Below are 13,367 nucleotides of genomic sequence, written 5' to 3' on the forward strand. Positions count from 1 at the left end.
GAACATGACCACGATCGTCGTTATACATACCGGCCCAGTCACGGTCGACCCACTCAAGGCGCAATTCGCCGAGCAGTTCGCCGATGCGCGTATCGTCAATATCGTCGATGACAGCCTGCTCGCCGATGTGCGTTCGGCGGGACGCCTGACGCCCGAAGTGACGCGCCGTCTATACAGCTATATGGCGAACGCCGAAGCTCTCGGCGCGGACATCATTCTCAATGCCTGCTCGTCGGTGGGCGAGGCGACCGATCTCCTGCGCAGCATGATCCGCACGCCAATCGTTAAGGTAGACGAAGCGATGGCCGAGGAGGCCTGCGCGCTCGGACCGCGGATCGGCGTAGTCGCGACAGTGTCCACGACGCTGGAGCCCACGGTGCGTCTCATCCGCAGAAAAGCCACCGAGCGCCGCATTGAGATACAGGTCACGGAATGCATCGCGCAAGGTGCATTCGAAGCGCTGCTTGCGGGCCAGGCCGCGAAGCACGACGACATCCTCACGCGCACGATTATCGAGCTCGCTGAACAGGTGGATGTGATCGTGCTCGCGCAAGTCTCGATGGCGCGCCTCGTGCCGTCGCTCGGCTCGCTCTCAGTGCCGGTACTGTCGAGTCCCCAAAGCGGCGTAGCTTCGGTCAAGCGCGCATTAGCGGCGCTCTGAACACATGTGGAGCGGGGTTCGCGGGCAGCGCCGCAAAGCTCGGCGCTTTCGTGATGTACCGCGTAATGAAGGCCGGTGTCAGCACGATCTTGCGCTCGTGCATGTCGACGAAGCCCTCGGCCTTGAGGTCGCTAAAGTGCCGGTTGACGGATTCGCGCGACGTGCCGATGAATTCCGCGAGCTTGTCCTGCGCAATGGGCAAGTCGATGAGAATGGTATCGCCGTGCTCCGGATGTTCGAGGGGCGTGCCCACTTGCCCGGAAAACATGACGAGTATGTTGACGAGCCGCTTTCTCACGTCGTGTAACGAGAGATTCTCAATTAATTGCTGCGCTTCCTGCCAGCGCAGATAGTGGTTGCGCAGCACGAACTGATTGATGACGTCATAGCGCGCAAGCAGTTCCTTGAAATCCGCCTTGCGGATATAGCAGACCATGCTCGGCGCAAGCGCCTGCGCATGATGGGAGTAGCTCTCCTCATTGAGCACATCGCCATCGCCGAAAATCATGCCGGCCTTGACGAAGGCAAGTGTGATTTCCTGACCGTCCTCGGTGAGGCGGTAAAGCCTTACGCTGCCGCTCTTGAGCAGGTACACATGCTCGCTCGATTCGTCCGGCCGATAGATGACGGCGTTCTTGCGTAGCGTGCGATGGTCGCTAAAGGCGGGCATGACCTCGTCGAGGCAATGACATTGGATCAAAGAGAGCAATTCGCTCTTGCCGACAAACCACATTGTCGTCTCCTTAAAGTTGCCTTGCGAACTTTGGCGCCTTCTCAGGCATTTGTAGTGGCGCTGCCTTGGTGCGATTCATTCTACACATGGAGCCTGGAAACGCGCTCGAGACAACGCGTCAGACACTTTAGCGAGGGCTTGCTGCAACACACCGCTTTGGCGCAACGCAGCGTGTCGCAAAGCCAACGTCGATAGGGTTGCCGGCACTGGCGTGTTGCGCGAGCGACGCGCGAGGATAGCCGTAAGCCGCACGCGGCGCGACACGAAACCAAGGGAAATTCCCTAGAAAAACATCAGATGTCTGATGTATATTTGGTGCAGTAACGAGCGAGAGAGCAACATGCGCCTAAGCGTAGAGCGATCAATGAGCGACAAGATCCAGGAGTCGCTGTTGACCATGATTCGTGAGCGCAAGCTCAAGCCCGGTGACCAGATCCCCACGGAGCTGGAGCTCTGCGAGCTGCTGGGGGTCGGCCGGTCGAGTTTGCGTGAGGCGGTGGCGCAGATGATCTCGCACGGGCTGCTCTCCCGGGTGCAGGGACGCGGTACCTTCATCAGACAAATTTCGCTCAAGCTGCAAGGCGGTCTGGATGATCTGATGTCTGTGACCGACATGATAAGGAGCGTCGGCGCGGTGCCGTCCACGAGCCGTATTCAGATGGACAGCATTGCGGCGTCGGAGAGTCTCGCCGAGAAGCTTGGGATCGCGCCCGGCGAAACTTGCATCCGCATCGAACGGGTGAGGCGTGCCGACGATGCAATTGCCGCTTACTGCATAGACACGATCCCGAAGACGCTTCTCGATGAAGCTCAAGGTGAATTAGGCGAATCGCTCTTTGGCATGTTCGCGCGCACAGGCCGGCGCTTGTCGCATACGCACACGTCGATACAGCCGACCATCCTCACGCCTCGGGATCTGCCGGAACTGGGTGATGGCTTCGGCATGTTTCTCCTGCTGGACGAAGTGGATTTCGATCAGAGCGGCGAGCCGCTTTGTTATAGCAACGACTACTACAACACGAGCATCTTCAAGTTCGATCTGGTGCGCAAGCGTCGCTAAAGACGTCTTTAGTTCGCTGGGCGCCGGAAGCAACATCGGAGGAGGCACCGATGGAGTTTGAAGCCTTTACCGCAAGCGAGCTCGCAGCGTATCTCGGCGCTATTCCCAAGGTGCGCGCGCTGCTCGGTGAGCCGGACGATCTGGACGTCGCCGAAGTAGGCGACGGCAATCTGAATTACGTGTACTTCGTAACGAATGCGAAGGCGCCGCAGCGCAGCGTCGTGGTCAAACAGGCGCCGCCTTTTCTGCGGCTCGTCGGCAAGGCGTGGCCTCTGTCGTGCCAGCGCATGGAGCACGAAGTCGCGGCCTTGCGCCGCTTCGGCGCGCTCTGTCCGCAGCATGTGCCGAAGGTGTATCACGCCGACAGCAAGCGCTTCCTGATGGTCATGCAAAGGCTTGCCTCGCATTGCATCCTGCGGCAAGGCCTCATTAACGGCATTACCTATCCGAAGCTCGCTGCTCATCTGTCCACTTATCTTGCACATACGCTTTTCTACGGCTCGGATCTCTTTCTTGCGCCGGACATCAAGAAGCAGGCCGTGAGCGCAGCCGTCAATGTCGAGTTGTGCAGGATTACCGAAGATCTCGTATTCACTTTTCCCTTCGAGGACCATCCTTCCAATGTCTACAGCCTGGCACTGCCGCTTTCCGTGCTCGAACGCCTGAGAACGAACGAAGCATTGCGTATTGCCGCAGGCGACATGAAATGGGCATTCATGAATCGCGCGGAGACCTTGCTGCATGGCGATCTGCATACCGGCTCGATCATGGTCAATGAGGAAGAGACGTTTGTCATCGATCCGGAGTTCGCTTTTTACGGGCCGATGAGCTTCGACATCGGCGCCTTGCTGGCCAATCTGCTGCTGGCTTATTTTTCGCGCGACTGGCATGGCCGTGTGGATGGGCGCGACCCAGCGGCTTACGAGGAATGGCTGCTCGCGCAGGCGATCGGTATATGGAATGGCTTCAGCGAGCAGTTCATGGCACTCTGGCGCGATCACGAAAGCCGCAGCGAGCGCCGCTTTATCGGCGGCCAGACCGAGTCGCGCGCGGCCGAAGGCTATCGCGCGCATTTCATGCGCCGCCTGCTTGCGGATACCCTCGGCTTTGCGGGCTGCAAGATGATTCGCCGCATCGTGGGCATGGCGAAGGTCGCCGAAATCACGCGTATACCGGACGCGCAGGCGCGGGCGCTGATTGAAGTGCGTTGCCTGCGTTGCGCGGAAGCCTTGCTCGTGGAACGCGACACGCTGACCGACATCGAGCAGGTTGCCATGCTTGCGCGCGATATCTTGCGCGAGACGCTGACACACGTTTAACCGCACACGGAGCTTTCATGGTTGCGCAGTCCCTGTTCCCCGCGCTGGCCCCTACGATCGAATGGCGTGACGGCGATCTTCTGCTGCTCGATCAAACCCGCCTGCCGCATGAGATCGTGGTGGAGCATGTCGCCGATGCAGCCGCCGTATGGCGGGCCATTCACGAATTGCGCGTGCGTGGTGCGCCCGCTATAGGCGTGGCAGCGGCGTATGGATTATGCGTTGCCGTTCAGGATGCGCGTGCATTGCCGCTCGGCCAATTCCGGGCGGAACTCGAACGGCGGGCGCGCTGGCTCAATACGGCGCGTCCCACTGCTGTGAATCTAAGCTGGAGCCTCAGACGCATGCTGCAACGTGCGCACACTTGCAGCGCGAGCGATTCGACTGCGCTTTACGAGGCTCTCGTCGAAGAGGCCCGCCAGATTCATGCGGAAGACCAGACGCTGTGCGAAGGCATCGGCCGCCATGGCATGCCGCTCATCAAACCGGGCGGCGGCGTGCTCACACATTGCAATGCTGGCGCGCTTGCGACCACTGGCCTCGGCACCGCCACCGCGCCGATTTATGCAGCGCATCGCGAGGGCATAACGTTCAAGGTATTCGCGGACGAAACGCGGCCGCTGCTGCAAGGCGCGCGTCTTACTGCATTCGAATTGCAGCAGGCCGGCGTCGACGTGACGCTGATCATGGACAGCGCAGCCGCTTCGATCATGTCGCAAGGGCTCATCGACGTGGTGATCGTCGGCACCGATCGCGTGGCGGCCAATGGGGACTTCGCCAACAAGATAGGCACGCTTGGGCTTGCGATTGCAGCGAAGCATTACGGCATACCGTTCTACGTGGCATGCCCGTCTTCGACACTCGACTTTCGCACACCGACCGGCGCGCAGATCGAGATCGAGGAGCGGTGCGACGAAGAGGTCACGCATTTCGCAGGGCAGCGCACGGCCCCGCACGGCATCAAGGCCCGCAATCCCGCATTCGATGTAACGCCGCACGAATTGGTCACGGCTTTCATCACCGAACGTGGCATCGCGAGTGCGCCGTTCGAACGATCGCTCGGCAACTTCTTTCCGGCGGCGGGGAACGCGGCATGAGCGCGGCGCAGGAACGCGCGCTGCGCCGGGGAATCGTCGAGACCGCGCTCGAGATGGAGCGGCTCGGCATCAATCAGGGCACCTCCGGGAACGTCAGCGCGCGCCTGGGCGATGGTTTTCTGATCACGCCGAGCGGCGTGCCGGCGCGCGAGTTGCGCGAGGAAAGCATCGTATGGCTATCGCTCGACGTGGACGACGACGCCGAGGTGCTGCGCTTGAAGCGCCCGTCGTCTGAATGGCGCATTCATCGCGACATTCTTCGTGCGCGGCAGGAGATGCATGCGGTCGTGCATACGCATTCAACCGCGGCCACTGCCATGGCAATACATGGACGCGACATTCCGGCGCTGCATTACATGGTTGCGGCAGCGGGCGGCGATTCGATTCGCTGCGCGCCCTATGCGCTCTTTGGCACACAGTTGCTCTCGGATCATGCGCTCAAGGCGTTGCAGGACCGGCGTGCGTGCCTGCTTGCGCATCACGGCGTCGTCGCGCTGGGTGACGATCTCGCCCGCGCCGTGTGGCTCGCGCACGAAGTGGAAGTTCTGGCACGGCAATACCTGCTCGCGTGTCAGCTGGGTCCGCCGCCGCTTTTGTCGGATGTGCAGATGGACGAGGTGCTGGAAAGGTTCAAGACTTATGGCAGGCCCAGGCAAGCAGGGCGTTAGCGCGCTTGCTTCAAGGGAAATTATCGTTAGCATCGCAGTGAATAAATCCTACAACGGAGACAGCTATGGCCTGGAGTTCAGCAAGATTCGACGGATGGGACGTATTGGGTAAACCGACCTGTGCGGTGCTGCTGTGTGCGGCAGCCGCGCTTGCCGGTTGTTCCAAAAGCGACAACAGCTCGACCAGCACCAGTTCGGGCCAGGCCGCGAGCGCGCCGGCCAGCGCGCCCGTGGCCAACGCGTCGGGCGGCAAGACAAAAGTTGGATTCTCGGTTTCTACGCTCAATAATGCATTCTTCGTCGGCCTTAAGGCGGGCGTGGAGAAGGGCGCTAAAGAGCAGGGCTTCGATCTCGTGCAAACCAATGCGAATGGGGACGCGCAACAGCAGGTGAACGACGCGATCAATCTTTTGAGCCAGGGCGTCACAGCGCTCGTGCTCAATCCGATCGATTCCAAGGCCATTATTCCCGCCGTCGAAAAAGCCAATTCGATGAACATTCCAGTGTTCACGCTGGATCGCGGTTCGGACGGCGGCAAGGTCACGTCTTTCGTCGCGTCAGATAACGTCGCGCTAGGTCAGACGGCGGCCAAATGGATCGCCGACCAGTTGACGAAGCGCTACGGCTCCGCGAAAGGCAACGTGGTCGATCTGATCGGACTCGTCGGCACGACGGCCGCCACCGATCGCGAGAAAGGCTTCAGCGACGAAATTGCCAAATATCCCGACATCAAGGTGGTCGCTCGTCAGGAAGGCGCGTTCGATCAGGAAAAGTCCCTCAACGCGATGACCAATATCCTGCAGAAGTATCCCCAGATCGACGCGGTCTTCGGCGCAAACGACGACAACACAGTCGGCGCGGAAAAAGCCATCGACAATGCGGGCCGCTATAAGCCGCTCGGCGACAAGCAGCACATTCTTGTCATCGGCGCGGACGGCACAGCGCAGGCGCTGTCGGCGATTCGCGCGGGCAAGCAGGACGCGACCATCTCGCAGAACCCGATTCAGATGGCGGCCAAGTCGCTGCAATTCGTCGCTGACTACAGCGCGAAGAAAGACGTGCCGGCGAACTATGCCTGGCCGACTCTGCTAATCGACAAGTCGAATATCGATTCGGATGCGACGAAGAAATACGGGTTGTGGTCCGAGGAAGTCAAACAGTAAGACAAGCCGCGGGCTGCGTTGCATCGGATAGCGCGCAGCCTGCAAACGGAATGAGGCGACATGACAGTGCAAGCCGAAGAACGGGAGCGCGCCCCCGTTGATACACCCGTGCCGCTGCTGCGCATGCATGGCATCGTCAAAAGTTTTCCGGGCGTGAAGGCCTTGCGCGGCGTGAGCCTCGAATTGCGGGCGGGGCATGTGATGGCGATCGTCGGCGAGAACGGCGCAGGCAAGTCGTCACTCGTCAAAACGCTGTCGGGCGCCTACGAGCCCGACGAGGGCACGATCGAAATCGACGGGGTGCCGCTTGCGCGCGGCACCCATGCGGCCATCGACGCCGGCGTCGCCGTCATCTATCAGGAACTCTCGCTCATCAACGACATGACGGTGGCGGAGAATCTGTTTCTCGGCCGCATGCCTGCGCGCAAGGGTTTCCTCATGCAGCGCGAAGCCAATCAGCTCGCACGGGAGGCGCTTGCGCGTGTGGGTCTCGACAATGTGCCGCCGTGGATGCGCCTCGGCGATCTGCCGCTCAACAAGCGTCAACTGGTCGAGGTGGCGAAAGCCATTGCACGCGATGCGCGCATCCTCGTAATGGATGAGCCGACCGCGGCGCTGCAAAGTCAGGACATCGTCAATCTGTATGCCGTGGTGCGCAGGCTGCGAACTGCGGGCATGGGCATCATCTTTATTTCGCATCATCTGGAAGAAGTGTTCGAACTGGCCGATTCGGCGGTCGTGATGCGCGATGGCGCCACTGTCGGTGCGCGTCCCATGTCGCAATGGACCGAAGCCGAACTCGTGCAGGCGATGGTCGCGCGCAATCTGGAATCGTTCTACCCGTGGGAGCCGCGCGATTACGGCGATGTCGTGCTCGAAGTCCGTAATCTCGTCAGCGCGCCGCTGCTGCGCAATGCAAGCTTCAAGGTGCGGGCGGGGGAGATTGTCGGTATCGCGGGAATTGCGGGCGCGGGGCGCACCGAACTCCTCAAGACGATCTTCGGCGCAATGCCCGCGACGGGTGGCGAGATACTCGTCAAAGGCAGGAAGATCGCGAATCATTCGCCGACCGAAGGCGTGCGTCACGGCCTCGTGTATACGTCAGAGGATCGCAAGCTCGAGGGGCTCGTGCTCGATGCCAGCATCGAAGAAAACATCGCACTGTCCAGTCTTAAAGTGCTGGCACGCGGCGGATTCGTTAGCCGTGCCAGGAAGCGCAAGCTGGCGCAAGATGCCAGCACGCGTTTCGGCGTGCGTTCGTCATCGGTCTTGCAGGTCACGCGGACACTGTCGGGCGGCAACCAGCAAAAGGTGATTCTCGGGCGCGCCACCGCAACCGAACCCGTCGTGATCATGCTCGATGAGCCGACGCGCGGCATAGACGTAGGGGCGAAGACGGAAATCTACGCGCATATGGTGTCCATGGCGCGGGCGGGTGGGGCGGTCGTCATGGTGAGTTCGGAATTGCCGGAACTGCTCGGCATGTCGGATCGCGTGCTCGTGATGCATCGCGGCAGCATCGTGACGGAGATCCCGCGCGACAAGGCGCATTCCGAAGCCGTCATTCAATGGGCTACAACAGGAGCAGGCGCATGACCTCCACGGCAGCCAACCGCGCGGATACGGAGGCGCTGTCGCGCCGCGTGATTCGCCAATTGAGGAGCGGGATCGGCCCACTGTTCGCCGCGCTCGTCATCATTTGTATTGCGTTGTCGATTGCATCGCCCGAGTTTCTGACGACCAGTACGCTGACGAACATCATGGTGCAGGTGTCGGTGGTCGGCATTGCGGCGGTGGGCGGAACCTTCGTCATCATTACGTCGGGGATCGATCTTTCGGTCGGTTCGCTCGTCGCGTTGACCGGCATGGTCGCCGCGACTGTGATGGCGGGGTCGAGTCCCGGAGCCATCGGCCTCGGCATGGCGGGGCTTTGCGTGGCGCTCGCGGTAGGCGCAGCGGCAGGCGCATTGAACGGTCTCGCCGTTGCGTGGCTGCGGCTCGTGCCCTTCATCGTCACACTGGCGATGATGGCCATGGCGCGCGGCTTGACCCTCGCCATTTCGGATGGACGCACCAAGTTCGATTTCCCGAATACCTTCACGGCGTTCGGCGCGAAAACGGTCGCGGGCTTGCCCATGCCAATGATAGTCATGCTCTTGATCTTCGCCATGGGTCACGTGTTGTTGCGCAAGACCACGTTCGGACATCAGGTGTTCGCGGTGGGCGGCAATCAGGAAGCAGCGCGTCTCGCGGGTATCCCGGTGCATCGCGTCGTGTTCCTCACTTACATGCTGGCCGGTGTGACGGCCGCCATTGCCGGGATCGTGCTTGCGGGGCGGCTCAATTCCGCATTGCCTTCCGCGGCCAACGGGCTGGAGTTGCAGGTGATCGCCGCTATCGTCATTGGCGGGACGTCGCTTGCCGGAGGACGCGGGTCGATAGTGGGAACGTTTATCGGCGTCGTGCTCATCGGCGTGATCAATGTGGGATTGTCGCTGCTCGGCGTCAATCCCTTCTGGACGCAGTTCATACAGGGCGGGGTCATATTCGCGGCTGTCCTGCTGGATGCGCTCAGTCAGCGACGCAAGCAGTAAGCGTCTTTTTGCATTCTGTGAAAGCACCCCGAACCGGAGGAGCACGACATGAAAAAAATCATCAATGAACCCGATGTCTTCGTCGATGAGATCATCGAAGGCCTGCTGATCGCCCATCCGGCGTGGATCAAAAGCGCAACGGCTGACAAGCGGGCGCTGGTACGCAAGGACGCGCCGAAAGAAGGGCGCGTCGGCATCGTGACGGGTGGCGGCTCGGGTCATCTGCCCGGCTTTCTCGGCTACGTGGGGGAGGGTTTGTGCAGCGGCGTCGCAGTGGGCAACGTTTTTTCATCGCCGTCGGCTGAGCAGATACTGGAAGCGACCAAGGCTGTGAATGGGGGCGCCGGTGTGCTCTACGTGTATGGGAACTACGGCGGCGACGTGCTGAACTTCGATCTCGCGGCCGACCTGGCGGAGCCGGAAGGCATTCAGATCCAGACGGTCGTGCTGACCGACGACGTAGCCTCCGCGCCCAAGGAGCGCGCCGCCGACCGGCGCGGCGTCGCGGGTATGCTGTTCGCCTTCAAATGCGCGGGCGCCGCAGCGGAGCGCGGCGATTCGCTGGAGGAAGTGGCGCGTGTCTGCGGCAAGGCAAACGCCAATTGTCGAACCATGGGCGTCGGCCTGTCGCCGACCATCCTGCCCGCCGCCGGCAAGCCCACCTTCACGCTACCCGAAGGCGAGATGGAGATCGGCATAGGTATTCATGGCGAGCCCGGTACCCACCGCGGCAAGCTCGAATCCGCGGATGCAATTGCTGAACGCATCACGCGTCAGATTCTGGACGATCTCGATGCAGAGAATGGCTCACGCGTCGCCTTACTCGTCAACGGGCTCGGCGCGACGCCGTTGGAAGAGCTCTATCTGCTTTATCGACGTTCGGCGCAACTTGTTGCGGATCGGGGGTTGAAGGTGGCGCGCTCGTATGTCGGCGAATATGTGACGAGTCTCGAGATGGCGGGCGCATCCATCACTGTGATGCTGCTCGACGACGAACTTCAGGCGCTGCTCGAAGCACCGGCAAGGTCGCCGTTCTTCCGTGACGGCACGGCATCCTGAAGAGGCATGCGATGACTGTATCCAACAACGAACTGCGCGAGCTTCTGACGCGCGCACTGAATGCGCTTCCCGCTCACGCCGACGAACTGCGTGAGCTCGACGCCGCCCTGGGCGATGGCGATCTCGGCATCACGGTTCGGGCGGGATCGGCTGCGGTCGTGAAGGCGCTTGCCGCATTGCCCGACGACGCATCGCTCAGCGATGTGCTGCTGGCCGCCGGCAAGGCGTTCTCGACCGCGAATCCGTCGACGTTCGCGGCGCTCGTGGGCGGCGGTCTGCTTGCCGCTGCCAAGGCGGTGACCGGCGCACAAGGGGTCGGGCGCGCCGACGCACTGGCGATTGGGCGGGCGGTGGCGGGTCGCATCGTCGAGCGCGGCAAGAGTCAGCTCGGCGACAAGACGGTGCTCGATGCGCTGCTGCCGAGCCTCGATACGCTGGAGGCATCGCAAGGCACTGCCGTCATGCTGCTCGATGCGATGATCGTCACGGCCCAGGAGGGTGTCACTGCGACGGCCTCGATCCAATCGCGAAAGGGCCGTGCTGCGTGGGTGCAGGAACGAAGCATCGGCCATGCGGACCCCGGAGCAACGGCATACGTGCGTTTCCTGGAGGCGCTGCGCGGCGCGTTTGCTGCATAGCGGGATTCGGCATGCGGCCTCAATGTTTGCTGTTCAAGGGAAGACGCTGGCCATGTCGGTGTACAGCGCCACCGGCTTGCCATGCTGTTTAGGGTACGCGCGCATCTCCTCGACGTAGCTGAAGGTCGATTCGGTCGCCGTGAAGTGCAGTGCCATCAGCCGGCCTGTGCATCGTCGATGAACACCAGCAGCGTGCAGGCCGGTGCGCGGTCCTCGAACCAGCGGTGGTCGCTGCCGTCGATCTGGAGCAGTCCGCCCATGCAGGCGCGGCGGTTTCTCGGCTGGTGAAGCTTCGGCGGCCGCTGCTTGCGCGGAATCCACGGGCCCGCATCGCGCATCCAGCGTCGGACGGTTTCCTTCGCCAGCACCACGCCATGGCATTCGGCCAGCGACTGGATCGTCTTGGGCCGGTCAACCTCGCGCATTGTCATCGTGATCGTCCCGGATGTCGTCATGCGAGCCTCCCGTCAAAGATCAGCCAGCATGACATGCGACGTTTCAGCTTTGCCCTAGTACGACATTACTACTTTGCTTCTACACACGATGTCGAGGCTTTTTTTAAATGTCGGGGTCTGGGCTAATTAGAAATGTCTGATCTCAGAGGTTGGTGTGGAGTCTGTCTTTCACGGGTTTCAACTCATACAGTGTTGAAGGACTGCTTATGAACGGGCAGGGCGTGTCAGTCCGTTCAGTGTGCCCTTGCAGACCGACGGCCTGGTTTTGATGCTGCCTTTGGCTGTTTTGTGTGTTGCGTGGCGAGCTGCAGGATCGTTTCATTCAGATCGGTCTGCGTGAATGCGCGCGGCTTCTTCGTGCCCGGCGAGCCTGTCAGTTTGCGTACGGCCGCACCGCGATTCGTGCGTGACGGCGAGCCCGATACACGACGATTATCGCGTTGGGCCTGCAGGGCCTGCGCGACCTGCAGCGTATAACCCAGCCGCTTGTGCTCAACGACGGCCCCCTGGTCGATCTCCGCGAGCTTGTCGTACGGCACACAGGGCAGCGCCACGCCACCGGCCCGCAGTTCGATGCGACCGTCCGGGTACTCCCATACGTCGATGTAGCGGCCGATCAGCCGGCGGGTGGCCGGCGTATCGTCGAGCAGCCAGATCATGAGGTCATTCAGGACCGTCAACGATTCCGACACCTTGCGCATCACCCGCCACGTCAGGATCGCGTCCAGATCCTCGTCGGCGCGCAGCGGCCGGTGTGCATCGAACGGGCTCCTGGGCGGCTTCGCAAAGCGCGCGTTGTACGCGGCCATGAAGGCGGGCGCCCAGGCGTTGGCGGCCTCCTGTGTGCTGATCCCGCGCAGCCTGAGTTCCTTGACGAGCCGGTCCTGCAGCGTCAGGTTGGCGCGCTCGACGCGCCCCTTGGCGGGGCTCGAGTTCGCGCAGAACGTGTCGATATTCAGCTCGTACATCGCGCGGCCGAACTGCGTGACGCCCCGCGCGCCGTTGCGGCTGTACGTTGGCCGGAATACGCTGGCCCGGTCGCTGTAGAACGCCACCGGCTTGCCGTAGCGCTCGAGGTACGCGCGCGTCGCCTCGAAATAGCTGAAGGTCGACTCCGTGGCCGCGAAATGCAGCACCATCAGGCGGCTGGTCGCATCGTCGACATACACCAGCAGCGTGCAGGCGGGCGCGCGCTCCTCGAACCAGCGGTGGTCGCTGCCGTCGATCTGCACCAGTTCGCCGAGGCAAGCGCGCCGGGCACGCGGCTGGTGGATCTTCGGTGGCCGTTGCCGGCGCGGCACCCACAGCCCGGCATCGCGCATCCAGCGCCGCACAGTTTCCTTCGCCAGCACCAGGCCATGACATTCGGCCAGCTTCTCGCACGCTAGGGTCGGTCCGAAATCGGCGTAGCGCTCACGCACGAGTGCCATGGCCCGTGCACGCAGATTGATGGGCAACTCGCGGTTGCTCGGCTTGCCACGCTTGCGCGACACCAGCCCGGCTGGACCCTCGGTCTCATAACGCCGGCACAGCCGGCTGATCTGACGCTCACAGAGATCCAGCCGCTCGGCTGCCTGAAAGCACCGCAGACGGCCTTCAACGACAGCCTCGATGACCTTGACTCGTTCCAATTCGCGCATGGTTGCCGTGATCAGGCCACGCCCATTCATGATTGCCCCCTGGGTCAACGCATCGGGACAGCGTGCGCCTGAGGGCGGCAAACCGGACATTTCTAATTAGCCCAAACCGGACATTACTAAAAAGCTCCTACAACGATTGTCGAGGCTTTTTTTAAATGTCGGGGTCTGGGCTAATTAGAAATGTCTGATCTCAGAGGTTGGTGTGGAGTCTGTCTTTCACGGGTTTCAACTCATACAGTGTTGAAGGACTGCTTATGAACGGGCAGGGCGTGTCAGTCCG

Annotated in this window: 12 protein-coding genes and 1 pseudogene; 10 read left to right on the plus strand and 3 right to left on the minus strand. The window is 61.7% G+C overall.

Annotated features, from left to right (window positions below; genetic code table 11):
- Window positions 1–4: 4 nt before the first annotated feature.
- A complete protein-coding gene (locus RW095_RS21800; protein ID WP_317018286.1) occupies window positions 5–661 on the plus strand; it encodes an aspartate/glutamate racemase family protein in 657 nt (218 codons plus the stop codon).
- Here the strand turns inward: RW095_RS21800 and RW095_RS21805 are convergent.
- Window positions 636–1,394, minus strand: a complete 759-nt coding sequence (locus RW095_RS21805; RefSeq protein WP_317018288.1) for a Crp/Fnr family transcriptional regulator — start codon at window positions 1,392–1,394, stop codon at window positions 636–638. The two genes, RW095_RS21800 and RW095_RS21805, sit on opposite strands and share 26 nt — an antisense overlap.
- 364 nt (window positions 1,395–1,758) lie before the next feature.
- Between RW095_RS21805 and RW095_RS21810 the strand changes: the two genes are divergently transcribed.
- From RW095_RS21810 to RW095_RS21850, 9 genes are all read left to right on the plus strand, one after another.
- Entirely contained in the window at window positions 1,759–2,454 is a 696-nt protein-coding gene (locus RW095_RS21810) for a GntR family transcriptional regulator (RefSeq protein ID WP_236597472.1), read from the plus strand.
- Window positions 2,455–2,504: 50 nt separating this feature from the next.
- Window positions 2,505–3,773: an S-methyl-5-thioribose kinase gene (mtnK, locus tag RW095_RS21815; protein ID WP_317018290.1), complete on the plus strand. Its 1,269-nt coding sequence runs from the start codon at window positions 2,505–2,507 to the stop codon at window positions 3,771–3,773.
- A gap of 17 nt (window positions 3,774–3,790) precedes the next feature.
- A complete protein-coding gene (gene mtnA / locus RW095_RS21820; RefSeq protein WP_317018292.1) occupies window positions 3,791–4,870 on the plus strand; it encodes an S-methyl-5-thioribose-1-phosphate isomerase in 1,080 nt (359 codons plus the stop codon).
- Complete coding sequence (locus tag RW095_RS21825) at window positions 4,867–5,538, plus strand: class II aldolase/adducin family protein (protein ID WP_317018293.1); 672 nt, start codon at window positions 4,867–4,869, stop codon at window positions 5,536–5,538. Before mtnA ends, RW095_RS21825 begins: the two co-directional genes overlap by 4 nt.
- A gap of 65 nt (window positions 5,539–5,603) precedes the next feature.
- On the plus strand, window positions 5,604–6,701 hold the full coding sequence (locus tag RW095_RS21830) for a substrate-binding domain-containing protein (protein WP_317018295.1): 1,098 nt from the start codon (window positions 5,604–5,606) through the stop codon (window positions 6,699–6,701).
- A gap of 60 nt (window positions 6,702–6,761) precedes the next feature.
- Window positions 6,762–8,297: a sugar ABC transporter ATP-binding protein gene (locus RW095_RS21835; RefSeq protein WP_317018296.1), complete on the plus strand. Its 1,536-nt coding sequence runs from the start codon at window positions 6,762–6,764 to the stop codon at window positions 8,295–8,297.
- Window positions 8,294–9,295, plus strand: a complete 1,002-nt coding sequence (locus RW095_RS21840) for an ABC transporter permease (protein WP_317018297.1) — start codon at window positions 8,294–8,296, stop codon at window positions 9,293–9,295. Before RW095_RS21835 ends, RW095_RS21840 begins: the two co-directional genes overlap by 4 nt.
- 48 nt (window positions 9,296–9,343) lie before the next feature.
- Window positions 9,344–10,354: a dihydroxyacetone kinase subunit DhaK gene (locus tag RW095_RS21845; RefSeq protein WP_317018298.1), complete on the plus strand. Its 1,011-nt coding sequence runs from the start codon at window positions 9,344–9,346 to the stop codon at window positions 10,352–10,354.
- Window positions 10,355–10,365: 11 nt separating this feature from the next.
- On the plus strand, window positions 10,366–10,992 hold the full coding sequence (locus RW095_RS21850) for a DAK2 domain-containing protein (protein WP_317018299.1): 627 nt from the start codon (window positions 10,366–10,368) through the stop codon (window positions 10,990–10,992).
- A gap of 39 nt (window positions 10,993–11,031) precedes the next feature.
- Here the strand turns inward: RW095_RS21850 and RW095_RS21855 are convergent.
- Window positions 11,032–11,387: pseudogene (locus tag RW095_RS21855) on the minus strand (ISNCY family transposase); the annotation flags it as partial.
- A gap of 293 nt (window positions 11,388–11,680) precedes the next feature.
- Window positions 11,681–13,117, minus strand: coding sequence for an ISNCY family transposase (locus RW095_RS21860; protein ID WP_317016276.1), 1,437 nt, complete (start codon window positions 13,115–13,117; stop codon window positions 11,681–11,683).
- Window positions 13,118–13,367: the final 250 nt, after the last annotated feature.

This window comes from Paraburkholderia kirstenboschensis (assembly GCF_032806925.1).
GTDB classification, from domain to species: Bacteria; Pseudomonadota; Gammaproteobacteria; order Burkholderiales; family Burkholderiaceae; genus Paraburkholderia; species Paraburkholderia kirstenboschensis.

Bases quoted from the DNA above. Each gene is read 5' to 3' on its own strand.
- RW095_RS21830 (WP_317018295.1), top strand. From the start codon at position 5,604: ATGGCCTGGAGTTCAGCAAGATTCGACGGATGGGACGTATTGGGTAAA.
- RW095_RS21860 (WP_317016276.1), bottom strand. From the start codon at position 13,117: ATGAATGGGCGTGGCCTGATCACGGCAACCATGCGCGAATTGGAACGA.
- mtnK (WP_317018290.1), top strand. From the start codon at position 2,505: ATGGAGTTTGAAGCCTTTACCGCAAGCGAGCTCGCAGCGTATCTCGGC.
- RW095_RS21825 (WP_317018293.1), top strand. From the start codon at position 4,867: ATGAGCGCGGCGCAGGAACGCGCGCTGCGCCGGGGAATCGTCGAGACC.
- mtnA (WP_317018292.1), top strand. From the start codon at position 3,791: ATGGTTGCGCAGTCCCTGTTCCCCGCGCTGGCCCCTACGATCGAATGG.
- RW095_RS21835 (WP_317018296.1), top strand. From the start codon at position 6,762: ATGACAGTGCAAGCCGAAGAACGGGAGCGCGCCCCCGTTGATACACCC.
- RW095_RS21805 (WP_317018288.1), bottom strand. From the start codon at position 1,394: ATGTGGTTTGTCGGCAAGAGCGAATTGCTCTCTTTGATCCAATGTCAT.
- RW095_RS21845 (WP_317018298.1), top strand. From the start codon at position 9,344: ATGAAAAAAATCATCAATGAACCCGATGTCTTCGTCGATGAGATCATC.
- RW095_RS21850 (WP_317018299.1), top strand. From the start codon at position 10,366: ATGACTGTATCCAACAACGAACTGCGCGAGCTTCTGACGCGCGCACTG.
- RW095_RS21800 (WP_317018286.1), top strand. From the start codon at position 5: ATGACCACGATCGTCGTTATACATACCGGCCCAGTCACGGTCGACCCA.
- RW095_RS21840 (WP_317018297.1), top strand. From the start codon at position 8,294: ATGACCTCCACGGCAGCCAACCGCGCGGATACGGAGGCGCTGTCGCGC.
- RW095_RS21810 (WP_236597472.1), top strand. From the start codon at position 1,759: ATGAGCGACAAGATCCAGGAGTCGCTGTTGACCATGATTCGTGAGCGC.